At 61.7% G+C, this 20,975-nt stretch carries 16 protein-coding genes; 5 read left to right on the top strand and 11 right to left on the bottom strand.

Annotated features, from left to right (window positions below; translation table 11 throughout):
- The first annotated feature begins 40 nt into the window (after positions 1–40).
- The gene (rpsA, locus tag AC244Q_RS22655; RefSeq protein ID WP_003544285.1) at positions 41–1,744 is read left to right on the top strand and encodes a 30S ribosomal protein S1; all 1,704 of its coding nucleotides are present in this window, start codon (positions 41–43) and stop codon (positions 1,742–1,744) included.
- Positions 1,745–1,820: 76 nt separating this feature from the next.
- Here rpsA and AC244Q_RS22650 read toward each other — a convergent pair whose 3' ends face one another.
- From AC244Q_RS22650 to AC244Q_RS22640, 3 genes are all read right to left on the bottom strand, one after another.
- Positions 1,821–3,380, bottom strand: a complete 1,560-nt coding sequence (locus AC244Q_RS22650; protein WP_113546624.1) for a hypothetical protein — start codon at positions 3,378–3,380, stop codon at positions 1,821–1,823.
- A gap of 231 nt (positions 3,381–3,611) precedes the next feature.
- On the bottom strand, positions 3,612–4,238 hold the full coding sequence (locus tag AC244Q_RS22645; RefSeq protein ID WP_017995638.1) for a ribonuclease D: 627 nt from the start codon (positions 4,236–4,238) through the stop codon (positions 3,612–3,614).
- A gap of 254 nt (positions 4,239–4,492) precedes the next feature.
- On the bottom strand, positions 4,493–5,302 hold the full coding sequence (locus tag AC244Q_RS22640) for a MerR family transcriptional regulator (protein WP_113546625.1): 810 nt from the start codon (positions 5,300–5,302) through the stop codon (positions 4,493–4,495).
- 169 nt (positions 5,303–5,471) lie between these two features.
- Between AC244Q_RS22640 and AC244Q_RS22635 the strand changes: the two genes are divergently transcribed.
- Both AC244Q_RS22635 and AC244Q_RS22630 read left to right on the top strand, forming a co-directional pair.
- Positions 5,472–6,752, top strand: coding sequence for a 4-aminobutyrate--2-oxoglutarate transaminase (locus AC244Q_RS22635; protein WP_128405681.1), 1,281 nt, complete (start codon positions 5,472–5,474; stop codon positions 6,750–6,752).
- Positions 6,753–6,818: 66 nt separating this feature from the next.
- Positions 6,819–8,300, top strand: a complete 1,482-nt coding sequence (locus AC244Q_RS22630; RefSeq protein WP_113546626.1) for an NAD-dependent succinate-semialdehyde dehydrogenase — start codon at positions 6,819–6,821, stop codon at positions 8,298–8,300.
- A 46-nt stretch (positions 8,301–8,346) separates the two neighbouring features.
- On the opposite strand, the gene AC244Q_RS22625 is transcribed toward AC244Q_RS22630, so the two are convergent.
- Positions 8,347–8,556: a SlyX family protein gene (locus tag AC244Q_RS22625; RefSeq protein WP_012759624.1), complete on the bottom strand. Its 210-nt coding sequence runs from the start codon at positions 8,554–8,556 to the stop codon at positions 8,347–8,349.
- A gap of 179 nt (positions 8,557–8,735) precedes the next feature.
- Here AC244Q_RS22625 and uxaC point away from each other — a divergent pair, with 179 nt between their 5' ends.
- Together uxaC and AC244Q_RS22615 are read left to right on the top strand one after the other, a co-directional pair.
- Positions 8,736–10,151, top strand: a complete 1,416-nt coding sequence (gene uxaC, locus AC244Q_RS22620; RefSeq protein ID WP_113546627.1) for a glucuronate isomerase — start codon at positions 8,736–8,738, stop codon at positions 10,149–10,151.
- Complete coding sequence (locus AC244Q_RS22615) at positions 10,148–11,602, top strand: mannitol dehydrogenase family protein (protein WP_113546628.1); 1,455 nt, start codon at positions 10,148–10,150, stop codon at positions 11,600–11,602. Before uxaC ends, AC244Q_RS22615 begins: the two co-directional genes overlap by 4 nt.
- Before the next feature lie 368 nt (positions 11,603–11,970).
- On the opposite strand, the gene AC244Q_RS22610 is transcribed toward AC244Q_RS22615, so the two are convergent.
- The 7 genes from AC244Q_RS22610 to AC244Q_RS22580 all read right to left on the bottom strand — a co-directional run bounded on the left by AC244Q_RS22610 (position 11,971) and on the right by AC244Q_RS22580 (position 20,809).
- Positions 11,971–14,421 (bottom strand): GcvT family protein, encoded by a 2,451-nt coding sequence (locus AC244Q_RS22610; RefSeq protein ID WP_113546629.1) that lies wholly within the window; start codon positions 14,419–14,421, stop codon positions 11,971–11,973.
- The gene (locus AC244Q_RS22605) at positions 14,422–15,297 is read right to left on the bottom strand and encodes a phosphotransferase (RefSeq protein WP_113546630.1); all 876 of its coding nucleotides are present in this window, start codon (positions 15,295–15,297) and stop codon (positions 14,422–14,424) included.
- Between the two features lie 174 nt (positions 15,298–15,471).
- A complete protein-coding gene (locus AC244Q_RS22600) occupies positions 15,472–16,548 on the bottom strand; it encodes an ABC transporter ATP-binding protein (RefSeq protein ID WP_017995630.1) in 1,077 nt (358 codons plus the stop codon).
- A gap of 31 nt (positions 16,549–16,579) precedes the next feature.
- The gene (locus AC244Q_RS22595) at positions 16,580–17,677 is read right to left on the bottom strand and encodes a Gfo/Idh/MocA family protein (protein ID WP_197727425.1); all 1,098 of its coding nucleotides are present in this window, start codon (positions 17,675–17,677) and stop codon (positions 16,580–16,582) included.
- Positions 17,677–18,564 (bottom strand): carbohydrate ABC transporter permease, encoded by an 888-nt coding sequence (locus AC244Q_RS22590; RefSeq protein WP_026157525.1) that lies wholly within the window; start codon positions 18,562–18,564, stop codon positions 17,677–17,679. The genes AC244Q_RS22595 and AC244Q_RS22590 overlap by 1 nt, the downstream gene beginning before the upstream one ends.
- Positions 18,557–19,516: a carbohydrate ABC transporter permease gene (locus tag AC244Q_RS22585; RefSeq protein ID WP_003555743.1), complete on the bottom strand. Its 960-nt coding sequence runs from the start codon at positions 19,514–19,516 to the stop codon at positions 18,557–18,559. The genes AC244Q_RS22590 and AC244Q_RS22585 overlap by 8 nt, the downstream gene beginning before the upstream one ends.
- 6 nt (positions 19,517–19,522) lie before the next feature.
- Positions 19,523–20,809, bottom strand: a complete 1,287-nt coding sequence (locus AC244Q_RS22580) for an ABC transporter substrate-binding protein (protein ID WP_012759617.1) — start codon at positions 20,807–20,809, stop codon at positions 19,523–19,525.
- Positions 20,810–20,975: the final 166 nt, after the last annotated feature.

The raw sequence follows: 20,975 nt of genomic DNA, 5'->3' as shown, positions 1-20,975 counted from the left end.
ATACGTGTCCGCTTCCGTTTCAGGACACGCAGGAGATTTTATGTCAGTAGCTACCCCCTCCCGCGAGGATTTCGCGGCTCTTCTCGAAGAGTCCTTTGCCAAGAACGACCTGGCCGAAGGCTATGTCACCAAGGGCATCGTCACGGGCATCGAGAAGGACGTCGCCGTTGTCGACGTCGGCCTGAAGGTTGAAGGCCGCATCGCGCTCAAGGAATTCGGCGCGCGCGCCAAGGACGGCCTGTTGAAGGTCGGCGACGAAGTCGAAGTTTATGTCGAGCGCATCGAAAACGCGCTTGGCGAAGCCGTTCTGTCGCGCGAGAAGGCTCGCCGCGAAGAAAGCTGGGTCAAGCTCGAAGCCAAGTTCGAAGCTGGCGAGCGCGTCGAAGGCGTGATCTTCAACCAGGTCAAGGGCGGCTTCACGGTCGACCTCGACGGTGCGATCGCCTTCCTGCCGCGTTCTCAGGTCGATATTCGCCCGATCCGCGACGTGACCCCGCTGATGCACAACCCGCAGCCCTTCGAAATCCTCAAGATGGACAAGCGCCGCGGCAACATCGTGGTTTCGCGCCGTACGGTTCTGGAAGAATCCCGTGCCGAGCAGCGTTCTGAAATCGTTCAGAACCTCGAAGAAGGCCAGGTTGTTGACGGCGTCGTCAAGAACATCACCGATTACGGTGCGTTCGTTGACCTCGGCGGCATCGACGGCCTGCTGCACGTCACCGACATGGCATGGCGCCGTGTGAACCATCCGTCGGAAATCCTGAACATCGGCCAGCAGGTCAAGGTTCAGATCATCCGCATCAACCAGGAAACCCACCGTATCTCGCTCGGCATGAAGCAGCTCGAGAGCGATCCGTGGGATGGCATCCAGGCCAAGTATCCGGAAGGCAAGAAGATTTCCGGTACCGTCACGAACATCACCGATTACGGTGCATTCGTCGAGCTGGAGCCGGGCATCGAAGGCCTGATCCACATCTCGGAAATGTCCTGGACCAAGAAGAACGTTCACCCCGGCAAGATCCTGTCCACGAGCCAGGAAGTCGAAGTCGTCGTTCTCGAAGTCGATCCGTCCAAGCGCCGTATCTCGCTCGGCCTCAAGCAGACGCTGGAAAACCCGTGGGCAGCATTCGCCCGCAGCCATCCGGCCGGCACTGAAGTCGAAGGCGAAGTCAAGAACAAGACCGAATTTGGCCTGTTCATCGGCCTCGACGGCGATGTCGACGGCATGGTGCACCTCTCCGACCTCGACTGGAACCGTCCAGGCGAACAGGTCATCGAGGAGTTCAACAAGGGTGACGTCGTCAAGGCCGTCGTTCTCGACGTCGATGTCGAGAAGGAACGCATCTCGCTCGGCATCAAGCAGCTCGGCAAGGATGCAGTCGGCGACGCCGCTGCTTCTGGCGACCTGCGCAAGAATGCAGTCGTTTCCTGCGAAGTGATCGCGGTCAACGACGGCGGCGTCGAAGTGAAGCTCGTCAACCACGAGGACATCACTTCCTTCATCCGTCGCGCCGACCTCGCCCGCGACCGCGACGAGCAGCGTCCTGAGCGCTTCTCGGTCGGCCAGGTGTTCGACGCCCGCGTCACCAACTTCTCCAAGAAGGACCGCAAGATCATGCTGTCCATCAAGGCTCTGGAGATTGCGGAAGAGAAGGAAGCCGTTGCCCAATTCGGTTCGTCCGACAGTGGCGCTTCGCTCGGCGACATCCTGGGCGCAGCCCTGAAGAACCGCGGCGGCGAATAAGCCTCGCATCCGCCTTTGAATTGAAGAACCCGCCGGAGCGATCCGGCGGGTTCTTCATTTTTAGGCGATGAGAATGTTATTCCCAGCCGACCATGCGCTGATAGAGCGCGTAGACCGGGTCATCGTCCGGGCGGCCTGGCTGATAAGCCGACGGTTCGGCATCAATCATCCTCGGCGTCCTGCGCTCGGGTGCCGCATCGGTCGTTTCGGCATCGGGCTCGGCATCCTCGCCACCGGACTGTGCCTGTTGCTGATCCTCGGACCCATCGTCGCGCTGGTGCTGATGCTGGTGGTGCGTTTCGCCTGCCTTCTCGTTCGACGGTGTATCCTTGGCGAATTGGTAGGGCAGCTGGCTGTAGGCAAATCCCTCCGGCATCCTTGCCGCCAGCGGCAGATAGGAAGCCTCGGCCGTCTCGGGTATCGGCATCATCTGCGGTTGCGCGGAGATTTCTTTCGGCTGACGGGCTGCCGCCGCCGCGGCCTCATCCATCTGCGGTGGGCGGAGTGCTGCTGATTGGCGGGGATCGGGTGCGGTGAATTCGACCGGCTGCCTGGTCAAGGTCTCGGTCGCATCGCTGATGACGGCGTCGTCGAGGATAGTGTCGATCTCCACTGCCGCCTCGACGGGAACATCCTCCAGCACGGTTTCGATGTCCTGCTCGCGGATGATGGTGGCGATCATCTCGGAGACTTCTTCGGTCATGGAGGCGACAATTCCTGCCCAGTTCCTGGGAATGACAGGATCAACCTTTTCCGACATCGCGCTGGTTTGGATGGCAGCCGGCTCCGGCGTTGCCTGCGTATCGTCGGCCGCTGCGGCTTCCATCGGCAGCGGTTGCCCGGCTTCGATCTCCTGCGGCGCAGATTTTTCCGGGGCGATCTCTCTTGCCGTCGCCGGGGCGGATTGAGCCCGGTTCTCAGCCTTCGGCGCTTCGGGATCGGCAGCTTCCGCGGCTTCGGCGATGACCGCTTCCTCGGTCGTCGCCAAAGCTGCGGCCTCGATCAGCGAATCGGCTGACGCGGGCGTCGTGTCAGCCGACTGACGCATGGCGGCAGGCAGCCTGTCCTCATGCAGTCTTATCTCGGGCAGCCGGATCTCGGGGCGAGCTTCGGCGCGCATCGGCGATGCATCGTTCTGGCCATAGGAGCGGACGACGGCGCGGGCGGCGAGATCGCGATCCTTGTAGCGGACGATCTCCAGATAGGCGACTATGCGGGCGGCTTCAGGGCCTGTCGGGTTCTTCAGAGCCTCGGCGATCGTCCGGAGCGGCACGCTATGCCCCTGCTCGGTGAGCTGGCGCTCAACCTCGTCGATCCTGGCGGCCGGCAGCTGCCGGATGGCATCGGCGAGCCGAGAGGCGAAGGCAAGATTGCTCTCGTCCTCGCCACGATCCAGCGAGAGCGAGTGGCCTGCCGCGTCGATGACATCGAAAAGGGCTTCGACCATGCGTTCGCGCGCCGCAAGAAGCAGAATATTGAGCTTGCCGGCAATGGCGGAATTGAGGTCGGCGGCTTCGACGGCGTTGACAGGCGCGGGGGCAATCACCGATTGGCCGAGACCACTGGCGACGATCGCCGCTGTCTGACCCTGGGACGAAAAGCTTGCATTGGACGCTGCACGAACGGGAGTCAACATGGCATGCTCCTTTCGTAAAGTGACGATGAAAGCAGGCTCTAGAAAAGGACCGCGCTCATCCGGTCCCCTTGCATCCCAGCAGATCCTCCTGTCCGCATGACGCAGTTCCGGCGTCATCGAAATGCATAAAAATTAACAGGAATATTAATAAACAGGCGTTAACGAATCGCTAACGGCCGCGGGCAAGCCTGCCGCACGGCTATTAACAAGCGCAGAATGAAGGCAATTCGCTCAGCTATGAGCGAATATATCGGCCTCTTCCCAGCCGAGCAGGTCGAGCTTGGCGCGGGTCGGCAGGAATTCAAAGCAGGCCGTCGCATGATCGTAGCGGCCGTCGCGGATCAGCCGTTCCGTCAGCTTATCGCGCAACGCATGCAGATAAAGCACGTCGGAGGCGGCATATTCGAGCTGGGCCGGGGACAGCGTCTCGGCCGCCCAATCGGAAGATTGCTGCGCCTTGGAGACGTCGACGTCGAGCATCTCCTTGAGATTATCCTTGAGGCCGTGGCGATCCGTATACGTCCGGATCAGGCGGGAGGCGATCTTGGTGCAGAAAACCCGGGTCGTCGTGACACCGAAGGTATGGAAGAGCACGGCAATATCGAAGCGGCCGTAATGAAAGATCTTCTGATGGGTGGGGTCTTCGAGCAGGGCGACGAGATTGGGCGCCTCTTTCTGACCGGCGGCGATCCGGATGATATCGGCGGTGCCGTCACCCGGCGAAAGCTGGACGACGCAGAGCCGATCGCGGCGCGGCACAAGGCCGAGCGTTTCGGTGTCGATTGCAATCGCGCCGGTGTAGCGGGCGGCATCGGCCGCGGAAATATCGCCTTCGTGATAACGTATGGTCGCTGCCATGAGACTGTCTTTCGTTCGAATGCATTCCCTACAGCGCTGCGCGTCTTTTCGAGAGCCGCAAAGGACGCTGCAGGACTTTGAATGGCTGCATAATTTTATCCTTAAATCGATTCCGATTTCAGGAATTATGCAGCAGCGCTATAGCGCAAAGGCGCAGAGTGCGAAACCGCTTTCCTGCCGCTGGAGCGCCGTGCGTACTCTTGGACGCACAAAGGACGCTCTACCTAATTTAGTCTCCGCATCGTGTTAGCCGTTCAGAATGTCGGCGGCGTGTTGATCCAGAGAAGCACGGTTTCGCCATCATGGCGATTGCGCCAGGAATGGTCGCGGCGGCTTTCGAAATAGAGTGAATCGCCGGGGCCGAGATCGAAGAACTGATCGCCGTCGAGCACCAGTTCGAGCCGGCCGGACATAACATGCATGAATTCCTCGCCCTCGTGGCGATAGGCGCCCTCGCTGGCAGCACCCGGCGCCAACACGAAACGATGGCAATCCATCATCCGGCGACCTTCGGCGAGGAGCTGCACCGCGACACCCGGCGTCGTTTCCGGCCAGGCGCGCCATTCGCCGGCGCGCACATGCGCCGATACCTCCCCGCTTTCCTCACCGGAGAGGCGGGAGACGGTGGTGCCGTAATATTCGGCGAGATCATGCAGCGTCTTGAAGCTGACGCCCTGCGAGGTGCGCTCCAGCGTCGAGAGCGTCGACGAGGTGACGCCGATGTCGCCGGCCACCTGATCGAGCGTCTTGCCGCTCGCATGCCGCAGGCTGCGCAGCTTGCGGCCGAGGCCGGTATCCTGGCTTGCCTCGGCGCCATCGGCGGAAGGTTCCTCGCTCTCCAACGCCTCGCGGATTGCCGCGGGATTGAGCCCGCGCTCGACACGATACCAGGAGATGCGCTTCAACCGCGCCACATCGTCGGCGCTGTATTGCCGATGGCCGGTTTCGGAACGGCCGGGAACCACCAGACCCTGGCTTTCCCAGAGGCGCAGCGTCGAGGCCGACACGCCCGCCAGCCGCGCGGCTTCCGCCACCTTGTAGCGCACAGGCCCGTTATCGTTCATCCGCCAATATCCCTGATTCCAATCGCTCCAAAGCTTTCATCAAAAAACGTGATGTTTGAAGCAAAAAATGCCGCTTGTTTTCTTGCAGGAAAAATGTAGGTGTTTTGTATACATCTTGCAGCAAATATGCAAGATAGTTTTCAACCCCTTTTAAGCGGAGGAGCCATCGATGAACGCGACAAGCCTTACGGACCGGAAGAACGCCGCTATTTCACGTGGCGTCGGCATGACGACACAGATTTATGCGGATCGTGCAGAGAATGCGGAGATCTGGGACAAGGAGGGCCGCCGCTACATCGATTTCGCCGCCGGCATCGCCGTTCTCAACACCGGCCACCGCCATCCCCGGGTCATCGCAGCGGTCAAGGACCAGCTCGACCGCTTCACCCATACCTGCCATCAGGTAGTTCCCTATGAGAGCTACGTACACCTTGCCGAACGGCTGAACGCGCTGCTGCCTGGTGATTTCGAGAAGAAGACGATCTTCGTCACGACGGGCGCCGAAGCGGTTGAGAACGCCGTCAAGATTGCGCGCGCCGCAACCGGCCGCTCGGCCGTCATCGCCCTTGGCGGCGGCTTCCATGGCCGCACCTTCATGGGCATGGCGCTGACCGGCAAGGTCGTGCCCTACAAGGTCGGCTTCGGCGCGATGCCTGGCGACGTGTTCCATATTCCTTTCCCGGTCGAGCTGCACGGCGTCACCGCCGATCAGTCGCTGGCGGCATTGAAGAAACTCTTCGCCGCCGATGTCGATCCGCAGCGCGTCGCCGCCATCATCATCGAGCCGGTACAGGGGGAAGGTGGCTTCTACTCCGCACCCGTCGCCTTCATGAAGGCGCTGCGCGAGCTCTGCGACCAGCACGGCATCCTGCTGATTGCCGACGAGGTGCAGACCGGTTTTGCCCGCACCGGCAGGATGTTCGCGATGGATCATCACGAGGTGGCGCCCGACCTGACGACGATGGCAAAGAGCCTGGCCGGCGGCTTTCCGCTCGCCGCCGTCACCGGCCGCGCCGAAATCATGGATGCGCCGGGACCGGGCGGGCTCGGCGGCACCTATGGCGGCAATCCGCTCGGGATCGCCGCCGCCCATGCCGTGCTCGACGTCATTGTCGATGAGAATCTCTGCAATCGCGCCAACCAGCTTGGCGGACGGCTGAAGCAGCGGCTGGAATCGTTGCGCGAGACGGTGCCCGAGATCGTCGATATTCGCGGACCGGGCTTCATGAATGCGGTTGAATTCAACGACCGGACGACGGGACTGCCGAGCGCGGAATTCGCCAACCAGGTGCGGCTGATCGCGCTCGATAAGGGCCTGATCCTGCTCACCTGCGGCGTCCACGGAAATGTCATCCGCTTCCTCGCGCCGATCACCATCCAGGACGAGATCTTCGGCGAAGCGCTCGATATTCTCGAGGCCTCCATGCTGCAAGCAAGCGCGGCCAAGTGATCGCACCCGAACTGGATTTCAATGGCTGCCGGCAACCGGCAACCGCACTCCCAAGGTGGATATGACATGGCTTTCACCAGCGCACTGACCAAGCACGTTCCCTTCTCCTCGCCCCTGCTGCGCGATGCCGGCTATATCGACGGCGTCTGGACATCAGGCGATGCCACTCGGACTTTCGACGTGCTGAACCCGGCAACCGGCGAGTTGCTCGCCTCACTGCCCGATATGGGCGCGGCCGAGACGCGGACGGCAATCGATGCGGCCCATGCCGCCCAGCCGGGCTGGGCGGCCCGTCCGGCCAAGGAGCGCAGCACGATCCTGCGCAAATGGTTCGACCTGATGGTCGCCAATGCCGACGAACTCGCGGCGATCCTGACCGCCGAAATGGGCAAGCCGTTCCCGGAAGCGCGCGGCGAGATCCTTTATGCCGCGGCCTATATCGAATGGTATGCGGAAGAGGCCAAACGCATCTATGGCGAGACGATCCCCGCGCCTTCCGACGATAAACGGATGATCGTCATCCGGCAGCCAGTCGGCGTCGTCGGTACGATCACGCCGTGGAACTTCCCGGCGGCGATGATCACCCGCAAGATCGCCCCGGCGCTTGCCGTCGGCTGCACCGTGGTCTCGAAGCCGGCCGAACAGACGCCGCTGACGGCGATCGCGCTTGCCGTGCTCGCCGAGCAGGCCGGCATTCCGGCCGGCGTCTTCAACGTCATCGTCGGCGTGGATGGCCCGGCGATCGGCCGCGAACTCTGCGGCAATGAAAAGGTGCGCAAGATCAGCTTCACCGGCTCGACCGAGGTCGGCCGTATCCTGATGCGGCAGTGCGCCGACCAGATCAAGAAGGTGAGCCTGGAGCTCGGCGGCAACGCGCCCTTCATCGTCTTCGACGATGCCGATCTCGACGCTGCCGTCGAAGGCGCGATCGCCTCCAAATACCGCAATGCCGGCCAGACCTGCGTCTGCGCCAACCGCCTCTACGTCCAGTCGAACGTCTATGACGCCTTCGCCGCCAAGCTTGCCGCCAAGGTCGCCGAGATGTCGGTCGGCGACGGCTTCAAGCCGGGTGTCGTGATCGGGCCGCTGATCGACGAGCAAGGCCTTGCCAAGGTGGAGGACCATGTCAGCGACGCGCTTGCCAAGGGCGCCAAGGTACTGACCGGCGGCAGGCGCATCGACGGCGCCGGCACCTTCTTCACGCCGACGGTCCTGACAGGCGTTGCGCGCGGCATGAAGGTAGCGCGCGAGGAGACCTTCGGGCCGGTGGCGCCGCTCTTTCGCTTCGAGACGGTCGAGGATGTCATCGCCCAAGCCAATGATACGGAATTCGGCCTCGCCGCCTATTTCTACGCCGGCGACCTGAAGAAGGTCTGGCGGGTGGCGGAAGCGCTGGAATACGGCATGATCGGCATCAATACCGGCCTGATGTCATCCGAGACGGCGCCCTTCGGCGGTATCAAGCAATCCGGCCTTGGCCGCGAAGGCTCGCGGCACGGCGCCGACGACTATCTGGAAATGAAATATCTCTGCATCGGCGGCGTCTAATTGATCATCCTAACGAGACGGGCACGCGGCATTGCGCCGCGTGCCGTCAATAATGCGGCGGGCGGGTGATGCCAGGCGCTTCCAATGACTGTTCTTCCAGCGACAGGAAGCGTTCGGTGAGCCGGTCGAGCTTGGTGCGCATCTGCTCGACCGTCTTCCATTGCTCGGCGAGCTGATCGGAAAGCTCTTCGATGGTCTTTGCCTGGTGGGCCAGCATTTCTTCCAGCTGGGTGATGCGGTTCGTCTCGTCGGACATCGATCCTCCTTTGCCGAAACCGGCAGAACAGATGGTTCTGCAAAGCGGAAATAGGCCGCCGCGTCAATGCTTTCCATGCCCGGCGCGGCCATGCGCAAAACTGTACCGTTTGGTTACTAATAGACCTTGCCGCGCCTGATGTTGTGGGGTAGGCCGTTATCCATCAGGGAGGAATACTGATGGATGCAGGAAACGGCTTTCTTCATCCGGACCGGCTTTTTCCGGCTGATCCGGCAACACGGACCATCGCGCGAGACCTCTACGAGACGGTGCGCAATCTGCCGATCGTCAGCCCGCACGGGCATACCGAACCGTCCTGGTTCGCCGACGACAAGCCCTTTGAAGATGCGGCCTCGCTGCTGGTCATTCCCGATCACTATCTCTTCCGCATGCTGCACAGCGTCGGCGTCACCTTGGACGAGCTCGGCGTGCCGCGGCTCGACGGCAAGCCGGTGGCTGAGGGACGGGCGATCTGGCGGACCTTTGCCGCGCATTATCACCTTTTCCGCGGGACGCCTTCGAGCCTTTGGGTCGACCACGCCATGTCGGCCGTACTCGGCTGCACCGAGCCGCTGACATCTGACAATGCCGATGCGCTCTACGACCATATCAATGCCCAGCTTGCCCTTCCCGAATTCCGCCCGCGGGCGCTGCATCAGCGATTCGGCATCGAAACGATCGCGACGACGGATGGGGCGCTCGATCCTCTGGCGCATCACCAGAAGATGGCGGCCGACGGCTGGATCGGCAAGGTGCGCACCACCTACAGGCCAGACGGCGTCACCGATCCCGACGCCGTCGGCTTCCGCGACAATCTCGTCAAGCTCGGAGAGATCACCGGCACTGAGGTAACGCGCTGGGACGGCCTGATCGAGGCGCATCGGCGCCGGCGCGCCTATTTCCGCCAGTTCGGCGCCACCGCGACCGATCACGGCGTGCCCACAGCCTTCACCGCCGACTTGCCGCTCGCCGAAAAACAGGCGCTGCTCGAGAAGGCGCTGAAGGGCCCGCTTTCGGCCGGGGAGGCCGAGCTCTTCCGCGGCCAGATGATGACCGAGATGGCCGGGCTTTCGGCCGAGGATGGCATGGTGATGCAGATCCATGCCGGCTCCAGACGCAATACCGACCGCGGACTTTTCTCGACCCGGGGTCCCAATATGGGCGCCGATATCCCGACAAGCAGCGACTGGGTCGGCGGCCTGAATGCGCTGCTTTCCAGATACGGCCATGCGCCGGGGCTGCGCGTGCTGCTCTTCACGCTCGACGAGACGACCTATGCGCGCGAGATGGCGCCAATGGTCGGCCATTGGCCCTGCCTGATGATCGGACCGCCCTGGTGGTTCCACGACAGCCCGAACGGCATCCGCCGCTACCTCGACCAAGTCGTCGAGACGGCGGGCTTTGCCAATATGGCGGGTTTCAACGACGATACGCGGGCGCTGCTTTCGATCCCCGCGCGGCATGACGTCTGGCGCCGCGAAGTCTGCCGCTTCCTTGCCCAGCTTGCCGCCGAGCACCGGATTTCCAAGCGGGAAGCCGAGATCGTCGCGGGCGAGCTCTCCTATGGCAATGCAAAGAAGGCCTACAAGCTGTGACCGAACGACTGCAGACCCTTTCCGGCCTCGCCTCGACGGCGAAGCTTCCCGCCTATGACCGCGACCAGCTGAAAAGCGGCATCCTGCATCTTGGGCCAGGCGCCTTTTTCCGCGCGCATTTCGCGCCGTTTACCGATGCCGCACTTGCCGCAGTGGGCGGAGACTGGGGCATCGAGGTGGCAAGTCTGCGCACTGCTGATGTCGCCGATCACCTGAACGAACAGAACGGCCTCTATACGATGCTGATCCGCGATACGTCGGGCACGGTGGCGCAGGTGATCGGCCCCATTTTGCGGGCACATGTGGCGACACGCGATCCGTCAGGACTGCTGGATCGTCTGGAAGATCCGACCATCCGCATCGTCAGCCTGACGGTGACGGAAAAAGCCTATGGCATGGATACCGCGACGGGAGGGCTCGATCTCAACCATGCCGATGTGGCGGCCGACCTTGCCAACCGCCATGCGCCGCGCGGCGTCATCGGCTATCTGGTCGAGGGACTGTCCCGGCGCCGGGCGAAGGGCATCGCCCCCTTCACACCGCTCAGCTGTGACAATCTTCCGAGCAACGGCGCCGTCCTGAAGCGGCTGGTTCTCGATTTTGCCGAACGCGTCGACCCCTCGCTTCGTCAATGGATCGAGGCAAATGTGCCCTTCCCCTCGACCATGGTCGATCGCATCACGCCGGCCAGCACCGAGGCGACTTACCAGGATGCCGAACGGCTGACCGGACGGCAGGATCTGGCGGCGATCGAGACCGAACCCTTCACGCAATGGGTGATCGAGGATGATTTCGCCAATGGCCGGCCGGCCTGGGACAAGGCCGGCGCGCTGATGGTCACCGATGTTTCGGCTTACGAGAAGATGAAGCTCCGGATGCTGAACGGCGCGCATTCACTGCTCGCCTATCTCGGTTATATCGGCGGCTATGAATTCATCCGCGACGTGATGGATGATGCCGGCCTGGCGGCCCTTGCCTACCGCCACATGCATGCGGCGGCGAGAACGCTCGATGCGGTTCCCGGCATCGACCTCGATGACTATGCCAGCGAATTGATAGCGCGCTTTGCAAACAAGGCCATCGCGCATCGCACCTATCAGATCGCCATGGACGGCACGCAGAAACTGCCGCAGCGGCTGCTGGAACCGGCAAGCGAGGCACTGGCGCATGGCGACAAGGCGGAGACCTATGCGATCGCCGTCGCGGCATGGATGCGTTATGCGATCGGCGAGCATGGCAATGGCGAGCGCTATGAACTGCGCGATCCCCGTGCGGCGGAAATTGCCGCTCTGATCGCCGATGTCCCGCGCACCGGCCTTGCGATTTCGGCAGCTCTTTTCACCCTTCCTGGACTTTTCCCGGCAGCTTTGACAGGAAATCGGGCGTGGACGCAGGATGTCTCCGACAAGCTGGAGATCCTGATTCAAGACGACCGGCTGCCGCTGTTCTGAGGCTTGGAGCCTCTGGCTCAGGCTCTTCTTTAGCCCAGGAGAGTCGTTTTCCGCAAATATAGTAGGTCACGCCAACGCGGGGTGGCTGGGTTCTTGTAATGAGAGGGCGTGCCGTGGTCGCCCCCCTCTGCCCTGCCGGGCATCTCCCCCACAGGTGGGGAGATTGGCTGGGCGCGACGGCTTCCCCAAACAACTGGTGTCACAGCAGGGCGAAACGGTAGATGGGCACGAAGGTTTAGCCACTTGTGATCTCCCCACCTGTGGGGGAGATGCCTGGCAGGGCAGAGGGGGCTCACACGGCGTGCCCTCTCCTCGTCATCTCTGTTCAAAGCTTCGCTCGAAAGCAAAGAATGAGAGAGTTCCGATCGTCAGGCCTTCACCCGCGCCATATCGGGATCGTAGAGCGGCGATAGCGACACCTTGCAGGGGATGCGCTCCCGCGCGACGTCAAGCTCATAGGTGCCGGAGAGGACGAAATCCTCGGTCAGGCCGTCGGGATTGCGGACGTAGCCGTAGCCGATTGGCTTGCCCAGCGTATAACCGAAGCCGCCGCTCGACAGCCAGCCGACGCGCTTGCCGTCGCGATAGATCGTTTCACGGCCGAGCAGCACGGCATCGGCATCCTCGGGAATGAAGCAGGCTAGGCGCTTCTTGACGCCTTCCGAAAGCTGCTGCTCGATCGCCTCACGGCCGCGGAACGGAATATTCTTCCGCATCTTCACTGCCCAGCCGAGACCGGCTTCAACAGGCGTATGGTCGGGACCGATATCCGAACCCCAGGCGCGATAGCCCTTTTCCAGGCGGCAGCTCTCGATGGCGCGGTAGCCGGCATTGACGAGGCCGAGCTCGCCGCCTGATGCCATCAGCACGTCATAGACCGTGGTCGCATATTCAATGGGAATATGCAGTTCGTAGCCGAGCTCGCCGACATAGGTGATGCGCAGGGCCCGCACGGGGCAGCCTGCAATGCCGACGGTCCTGACCTTGCCGAAGGGGAAGGCTGCATTCGAGACGTCGCTGCCCGTCACCTTTTCCAGCACGGCGCGGGAATTCGGTCCCATCAGCGACAGCACGGAATAGGCAGATGTGACGTCGACCAGCTCGGCCTGCATCGCCGCCGGGATATTGCGTGCGATCCAGTCGAAGTCATGGGTGGCGAAACCGGTACCGGTGACGATGTAATATTCGTTCTCGGCGATGCGGGCGACCGTCACGTCGCATTCGATGCCGCCCTTGTCGTTCAGCATCTGCGTGTAGATGAGCGAGCCGACCGGCCTTGCGACATCGTTGGAGGCGATCCAGGACAGCGCTGCCTCAGCATCCCTGCCCTTCAGCACGAATTTGGCAAAGGACGTCTGGTCGAAGATGACGGCCGCTTCACGCACCGCCTTGTGCTCGCGGCCGACCGCGTCGAACCAATTCTGCCGGGTGTAGCTGTAGACATCCTTCGGCTCCTCGTTGGCGAAGAGGTCGGCAAACCAGTTCGGCCGCTCCCAGCCGAGCTTTTCGCCAAAACAGGCGCCCTGCGCCTTCAGCCGGTCATAGAGCGGCGATTTGCGGCAGGGGCGGCCGCTCGAATGTTCCTCGAACGGCCAGGCCATGGTGTAATGTTTGCCGTAGGCTTCGAGCGTGCGTGTCCGCACCCAGTCGGTATCGAAATGCGGACGTCCGAAACGGCGGATATCGACCGGCCAGAGATCATAGGGCGGTTCGCCCTTCGTCACCCATTCGGCAAGCGCCATGCCGGCGCCGCCGGCCGAAGCGATGCCGAAGGCGTTGAAACCGGCGCCGACAAAGAAATTCTTCAGCTCCGGCGCTTCGCCGAGAATGAAGTTGCCATCCGGCGTGAAGCTTTCCGGGCCGTTTAACAGCTGCTTGACGCCGACATTTTCCAACGCCGGAACGCGGCCGAGCGCCTGTTCCATGATCTGCTCGAAATGATCGAAATTACTGTCCAGAAGGCTGTAGTGGAAACCGTCCGGGATACCGTTTTTCGCCCAGGGAATGGGGTTCGGCTCGTAGCCACCCATGACGATGCCGCCGACCTCTTCCTTATAGTAGGTCAGGCGATCAGGATCGCGCAGCGTCGGCAGGTTGGAGGGCACGCCGAAGGATTCGGTGATGATGTATTGATGCTCGACGGAGACCAGCGGCACGTTGACGCCGAAGCGGGCGGCGAAGGCACGCGTCCATTGACCGGCACAGACGACGACGCGCTCGCATTCGATGCGCCCTTGCGCCGTGATCACGGCGCGGATCTTTCCCTTGTCGATTTCAAGGTCGAGGACTTCGGTATCCTCGAAGATCGAAACGCCCGACATGCGGGCGCCTTTTGCCAGCGCCTGGGTGATGTCGGAGGGATTGGCCTGACCGTCGGTCGGGAGGAAGGCGGCACCGACGAGATCGTCGACCGTCATCAGCGGCCAGAGATCGAAGGCTTCCTGCGGCGTCAGCAATTGCATTTCGAGGCCGAAGGACTGCGCGGTGGTCGCTTGGCGCCTGACCTCGGTCCAGCGTTCCTCGTTGCAGGCAAGGCGCAGGCCGCCATTCATCTTCCAGCCGGTGCCGAGGCCCGTTTCCTCTTCCAGCCGCTTGTAGAGATCGACGGAATAGCCGAGAAGCTGGGTGATGTTGGCGCTCGTGCGCAACTGGCCGACGAGGCCGGCGGCGTGGAAGGTGGTGCCCGAGGTAAGCTTCTTGCACTCCAGCAGCACGGTATCGGTCCAGCCGAGCTTGCCGAGATGGTAGGCCGTCGAGCAGCCGATGATGCCGCCGCCGATGACCACGGCTTTCGCCGTCTTCGGTAATTCCTTCGTCATTTATTGTTCCTGTTCAAAGGCTTGATAGGCGCGCTCGAAGCGCGCGAGATTTTCGGCCGTATAGCCGGCGTAATCGAAATCGATGCTGGAATGGATTTCCGAAATCATGCTCCAGAGCGTCTCGCGCAGCAGCGAGGCGCATTTCATCGCGGCGTAGCGCCTGTTGAGATCATCGGTCAGCGGCCGGTCGAAATAGGTCTCCAGCATCGTGCGCTCAGCCGCTTGCGAGAACTCGTTGTTGGAGGCCAATCCGCCGAGATCGAAGAGCGGCGTGTTGAAACCGGCATAGTCCCAGTCGATCAGCCAGAGCCGCTTGCCGTCATCGAGAAAGTTGGCGGCCAGCAGGTCGTTGTGGCCGAAGGCGATCTCGAAAGGCCCTGCCGCTTCTTCCAGGGCCTCAGCCCTGCCGACGAGCCCCGGCAGCAGAGGAAGATAGCTGCTCGCCGACGCCTTCAGATTGGCGGCGTAATCTCGGATGACGTGGAAGACCCAGAAGATCATCGCCTGGCCGCGGAAATGCCGGGCGATGTCGCGATGGCAGGCGCGCACCAGCGGCAAGACCCGGGCGAGCATTTGCGGCGTCCTGATATCCTCCGGCGAAAGCGCCCGCGCCTCGATATATTCGAGCACCAGGACGCCCGGCGAATGGTGGATGACCGCCGGTGAAATGCCGGCTGCATGGGCGGCACGACTTGCGGCAAGCTCATTCTGCCTGTTGATGTGATGGATGGGAATATCGGTGCCGAGCCTGACCACGCAGCGCGCGACGGCATCGCTGACCAGATAGTTTCTGTTGGTGATGCCGCCTGCTATCGGCGAGATTGCGATCGGCCCCTGCCAGATGCCAAGCGCATGAATCCTATCTTCAGGCGTCATGCTCAACCCCCTTGCGGCCCCTTGTGAAATGATGGGCCAGAGGAGGATCGGCTGTCAAGCAGCCGCTACAGCGCCGCGCGTCTTTTCAGACGCGCAATGGACGCTGTAACAGCTTTAAATTACTGCATAATTTATCCTTAAATCGATTCCGATTTAAGGAATTATGCCGTGGGGTCAGATCGTCTTGCCGGCCGCGTCGAAGACGTGACAGCGGGCCGGATCGAAGGAAGCCTTCACATTGGCGCCGCGCTCCACCTTCTGCTGGCCGTCAAGCGCGACGGTCAGGAGCTGGTTATCCGGCGTGGTGGTGTAGAGCATGGTGGCACCGCCAAGATTTTCGACGAGATCGACATTGACGGTCGAGAGCGTGATGGCGCCTTCGGCCAGCGAAAGATGCTCGGGGCGAATGCCGAAGGTGACCTCCTCTCCTGCCCCGCCTTTCAGCCGGCGCGGCAGGCGGACGGAATTGCCGCAGACATGGATGCTGGTTTCGGTCTCGCCGACCTGCTCGATGCGGGCCTTCAAAAAATTCATCTTCGGGCTGCCGATGAAACCGGCAACGAAGCGGTTGGCCGGGTTGTTATAGAGATCGAGCGGCGCGCCGACCTGCTCGATACGGCCGGAATTCAACACTACGATCTTGTCTGCCATCGTCATGGCTTCGACCTGGTCATGGGTGACATAGATCATCGTATTACCGAGGCTGCGATGCAGGCGGGAGATCTCGACGCGCATCTGCACACGCAGTTCGGCATCGAGGTTCGACAGCGGCTCGTCGAACAGGAAGATCCGCGGCTCGCGCACGATGGCGCGGCCGATGGCGACACGCTGGCGCTGGCCGCCGGAGAGCGCCTTCGGCTTGCGCTCCAGCAGCTTCTCGATCTGCAGGATCTCGGCGGCGCGCTTCACCTTCGGCTGAATATCGGCCTTCTTGTAACCCGCCGTCTCCAGGCCGAAGGCGAGGTTCTTGTAGACCGACATATGGGGATAGAGCGCATAGGACTGGAAGACCATGGCGATGCCGCGCTTTGCGGGCGCGACCTCGTTCATGCGTTCGTTGTCGAGCAGCAGCCCGCCGCCGGTGATCTCCTCGAGACCGGCGATCATGCGCAGAAGGGTCGATTTTCCGCAGCCCGAGGGGCCGACAAAAACGACGAATTCGCCGGGATCGATCGTCAGATCGATGCCATGGATCACATCCAGCGAGCCGTAGCGCTTCTCGACCTTCTGAAGAACGACACTGGTTGCCATCTTCTCAAACCCTCTCTTCTTATTTTACCGGTTACTTCGTTCTTGCGCGCCAATCGGCGTATTTCGGACTGTCGGGACCGACCGGCAGCGGCACGTCAGCGCCGCTGTCGGAAGACTGGTAGATGGCGGTGACGAGTTCCAGCGCGCGGCGAGCGTCCTTTGTCGTCACCGGCAGCGGCGCATGGCCGCTCAGGAAAGCGTGGAACTGGCCCATCTGCGTGGTGAAACGCGGCGCGACCGGCTGCCAGTCGCCAACCACTCGTTCGATCTGCTCCCGCACATCGTCATTCGCGGCGATGATCTTCCAGGGGTCCTTGCCGGGGGTATAGGGCTCGTGGCTGCTTTCGAAAGTGACATTCTCGAAGTGCAGCCTGAGCCGGCTAATCTGTTCCTGCGAACCAAGCGTACAGGACAGCGAGACAAAGGCGCCGTTTTCCATCAGCAGGCTGGCGGAGGCACAATCCTCGACCTCGATATCGTTGACGCGGGTGGCGACGCGGCCGAAGACCCTGGCCGCCGGACCCATCAGATGCATCAGCATGTCGTGCAGATGCAGGGCATGGGTGACGAGCACGCCGCCAAGCTCCGTCGCCCATTTGCCACGCCAAGGCACGGCGTAATATTCCGGCTTGCGCAGCCAGAAGGTTTCGACCGAAGCGGTATAGGGCTTGCCGGCAATACCGGCGTCGATGATCCGCTTGGCCTTCTGAATGCCGTCGCCGTAACGGTACTGGAAGATCGGCATGAGCACGCCCTTGGCGGTCTTTTCCGCTTCCATGATGGTATCGACGGCGGCAAGCGAGCCCGTCAGCGGCTTTTCGCAGACGACATGTTTACCGGCAGCCAGGGCCGCGACAACCTGTTCCAGATGGATGCCGGGAGGGGTGCAGATATCGATGATGTCGATCGTGTCGTCGGCCAGCAGTTCCGCAAAAGAGGTGGTGCGCCGTTCGATGCCGAACTCGTCGCCGACCGCCGCCATGCGCTGCTCGTTCAGGTCGCAGATCGCCACGACCCTGAACTTATCGGAATGCGGCAGGTAACCTTCGACGATGTGGGAGCGGCCGATACCGCAACCAACGATCGCCACCGTCCTGATGCTCATGTCGCTCTTTCCCGTTATCGCCATCAACGCTTCATACCCGTCGTGGCGATGCCCTCGATCAGCAGGCGCTGGAAGAACAGGAAGAAGAAGAACACCGGCACGAGCGTCAGCGTCGACATGGCGAACAAACCGCCCCAATCCGATGCACTGGTGGAATCGACGAAAGTGCGCAGGCCGAGCTGGATCGTATAAGTGTTCATATCGTTCAGGTAGATCAGCGGACCGAAGAAATCGTCCCAGGTCCAGATGAAGGAGAAGATCGCAGCCGTTGCCATCACCGGCAGCGACAGTGGCAGCATGATCTTCCAGTAGATGCGCCAAGCGCTGCAGCCATCCATCATCGCCGCCTCATCGAGTTCGCGCGGGATGCCGCGGAAGAACTGCACCATCAGGAAGATGAAGAAGGCATCGCTTGCCAGGAACTTCGGCACGACAAGCGGCAGGATGGTGTTGACCCAGCCGAGATCGAGAAAGAGCACATATTGCGGGATCAGCGTCACGTGATAGGGGATCATCAACGTGCCGAGCATGATCGCGAACCAGAAGTTCCGGCCGACAAAACGCAGCCGCGCAAAGGCGAAGGCTGTCAGCGAACAAGCGATGACATTGCCTGTCACCACCAGCAGCGAGATGACCAGCGAATTCCAGAAGAACCGGCCGAAGCTGACATCGAGGCCGACCCAACCGCGCGCATAGGAGGAGAAATCGATCGACGACGGGATGAGCGAGGTCGACGAGAAGATCTCGTTTTCCGGCCTGACCGATGCCGAAACCATCCACAACAGCGGATAAAGCATCAACAGTGAAGCAGCGATCAGCAGGGCGTGGATGATCAGCGACGCCGGCAGGCTGCGTTTGGTGATGTCGGATGGCGGCCTGGCCGCAGTGACGGAAGCGGTCATCTCAGTCATCGTAGTGCACCCAATAACGCGAGGTCAGGAAGGAGAAGGCGGTGAAGATCGCGATGATCACCACCAGGATCCAGGCGAGCGCCGAGGCGTAGCCCATGCGGAAATTGCCGAAGGCTTCCTGATAGAGGTAGAGCGTGTAGAACAGCGTCGAGTTGATCGGACCGCCGGTGCCGCCTGATATGATGAAGGCCGGCGTGAAGGCCTTGAAAGCATCAATCGTCTGAACGACGGCATTGAAAAAGATCACCGGCGTCAGAAGCGGCAGCGTGATCTTGTAGAATTGCCGGAACTTGGAGGCGCCATCGAGGCTCGCGGCCTCATACATATCCTGCGGGATCTGGCGCAGGCCGGCCAGGAAAATAATCATCGGCGAGCCGAACTGCCAGACGGAAAGAGCCACCAGCGTGTAGATCGAATAGTTCGGATGCGAGATCCAGCTTGGACCTTCGATACCGAAATATGAAAGCGCGGCATTGACGAGGCCATCGCTGGCGAAAAGCTGACGCCAGAGCACGGCGATCGCCACGCTACCGCCCAGCAGTGACGGCAGATAGAAGATGGCACGATAGACCGACAGCCCACGCAAGCCGCGGTTCAGCGCCATGGCGACCAGCAATGCGAAGGTCAGCTTGAACGGCACCGAGAAGACGACATAGGTCAGGGTGACATGCATGGCGGCCGAGAATTTCGGGTCCGCCGTGGCGATGCGCACGTAATTCGCCATTCCCACCCACCGCGGCGACTGAAGCATGTCGAAGTCGGTGAAGGAAAGGTAGAGCGAAATCAGGGCCGGCCCGAGCGTCAGCCCGAAAAAGCCGATGAGCCATGGAAGAAGGAAGAGATAGCCGGGAGCATTGGCATTCCAGAGACGCCTGAAGCGTCCTTCGGCCACGGCCCCCTGATATCTTTCCACATTGATGGCCCCTGCGGGCGTGCGCATCGCATTGCTCATACGGGATCAGCCTCGTGCGAGAATCTGCGTGATTTCAGCGACAAGCTGTTTGCCGCCGTCGGAGGGAGACAGCTGTCCGAAGCCGACCTGTTCGGCGATGTTGCGTAACATCAACTCACCTTCACCGGCGCCGGCAGGCGGCGGCGGCGGCAATTTGCCGGCGAGATCGCCCAGGCCGCTGACATAGGCCAGCGCAACCTTGCCGTTCTCATCAAGCTTCGCCGCGACGACCTCACGCATGGCGCTCGATTCCGGAATGCCGCGTTCGACATCCAGAAGCAGCGCTGCCTCGGGGTTCTTGACGAAGAAATTGACGTAGTCCACGGCCAGGTCCACGGCTTTCGACTGGGCGGAGACCGAGAAGAACATCGAAGGCTTGCGATAGTGGCCGCCCTTCGATTCCGGCTTAATGCGCATGTAGTTGGTCAGCGCCAGCTTGTCCTTGTTCATTGCCTGATAGGCGACGAACTGGTTGGAATGGGCAAAACCGGCGGCCGACTTGCCGAGCGAAACCGTGTTGGTGTCGATATCGTTCTTGTCGAGAGCCTGGACATCGGCAGGAACGCAGGCGCCGGCCGCACGGAACTTGGCCCACATGTCGTACCATTCGGAGGCATCGTCCACGTCGAAGGCGATCTTGCCGTCGGCGGTATAAAGCGCCTTGCCGCGCTGACGCAGCCAGTTTTCGAACAGCGGTTCGCCGCCGCTGCCGTCGGCCAAGCCGAACATGCCCTTGCGTTTGCCTGCCTTGGTGATCTCCGCACCCATGCGGGCGAACTCTTCCCAGGTGGTCGCCTGGGTCGGCAGATCGACGCCGGCCTCCTTGAAGGCGGTGGTGTTCAGGACCGTGGCGGCCGAATTCGCCCCGAGGCTGACGCCGTAGAGATGGCCGTCGACGCTGCCGCCTTCGATCTGCGCCTTGTCGAAATCGTCGAGGTTGAGTTTGGCCGGCATATAGGATTCGAGCGGGGCGAGCGCGCCGCGCCGCGCATACTGGACGATATAGCGATAATCCATCTGGATGACGTCGGGCGCGTTGCGGCCGGCGACCTGGGTCGCAAGGCGCGGCCAGTAGTCGCCCCAGCCGAGGAATTCGCCGGTCACCGAGGTGCCTGGCTTCTTCGACTGATAGAGCTGCGACACCTTGTTGGTGCGATCCGCACGCGGCTGCGAGCCCCACCACAGGAGACGCAAGCGCGTTTCCTGTGCCAAAGCGCTGGTTCCCAGCGCCGAGAGCGAAAGAAGCGTCGCTCCTCCCGCAACGAAATTACGTCTGCTTACACGGAATGTCATTTCTTTTCCTCCTCCAAAGGGAAGCGCCTCCACACGCTTCCGGACCTAGTTACCCTTGCATAAATAACTAATTGGTTACAAGCTACGGGCAAAGCGGCGAGCGTGTCAAGCGGTGTCGCTCGCGGGCTTTTCAAATTCGGTTTTTACAATTTCGCACCGAAGGCTT

This window comes from Rhizobium sp. CB2179, assembly GCF_057653455.1.
Note: the sequence above shows the minus strand (reverse complement) of the source record. Positions and strands in the feature narration are given on the sequence as shown.

Coding starts and splice junctions, on each gene's coding strand:
- rpsA (WP_003544285.1), top strand. CDS start 41: ATGTCAGTAGCTACCCCCTCCCGCGAGGATTTCGCGGCTCTTCTCGAA.
- AC244Q_RS22650 (WP_113546624.1), bottom strand. CDS start 3,380: ATGTTGACTCCCGTTCGTGCAGCGTCCAATGCAAGCTTTTCGTCCCAG.
- AC244Q_RS22645 (WP_017995638.1), bottom strand. CDS start 4,238: ATGGCAGCGACCATACGTTATCACGAAGGCGATATTTCCGCGGCCGAT.
- AC244Q_RS22640 (WP_113546625.1), bottom strand. CDS start 5,302: ATGAACGATAACGGGCCTGTGCGCTACAAGGTGGCGGAAGCCGCGCGG.
- AC244Q_RS22635 (WP_128405681.1), top strand. CDS start 5,472: ATGAACGCGACAAGCCTTACGGACCGGAAGAACGCCGCTATTTCACGT.
- AC244Q_RS22630 (WP_113546626.1), top strand. CDS start 6,819: ATGGCTTTCACCAGCGCACTGACCAAGCACGTTCCCTTCTCCTCGCCC.
- AC244Q_RS22625 (WP_012759624.1), bottom strand. CDS start 8,556: ATGTCCGACGAGACGAACCGCATCACCCAGCTGGAAGAAATGCTGGCC.
- uxaC (WP_113546627.1), top strand. CDS start 8,736: ATGGATGCAGGAAACGGCTTTCTTCATCCGGACCGGCTTTTTCCGGCT.
- AC244Q_RS22610 (WP_113546629.1), bottom strand. CDS start 14,421: ATGACGAAGGAATTACCGAAGACGGCGAAAGCCGTGGTCATCGGCGGC.
- AC244Q_RS22605 (WP_113546630.1), bottom strand. CDS start 15,297: ATGACGCCTGAAGATAGGATTCATGCGCTTGGCATCTGGCAGGGGCCG.
- AC244Q_RS22600 (WP_017995630.1), bottom strand. CDS start 16,548: ATGGCAACCAGTGTCGTTCTTCAGAAGGTCGAGAAGCGCTACGGCTCG.
- AC244Q_RS22595 (WP_197727425.1), bottom strand. CDS start 17,677: ATGGCGATAACGGGAAAGAGCGACATGAGCATCAGGACGGTGGCGATC.
- AC244Q_RS22590 (WP_026157525.1), bottom strand. CDS start 18,564: ATGACTGAGATGACCGCTTCCGTCACTGCGGCCAGGCCGCCATCCGAC.
- AC244Q_RS22585 (WP_003555743.1), bottom strand. CDS start 19,516: ATGAGCAATGCGATGCGCACGCCCGCAGGGGCCATCAATGTGGAAAGA.
- AC244Q_RS22580 (WP_012759617.1), bottom strand. CDS start 20,809: ATGACATTCCGTGTAAGCAGACGTAATTTCGTTGCGGGAGGAGCGACG.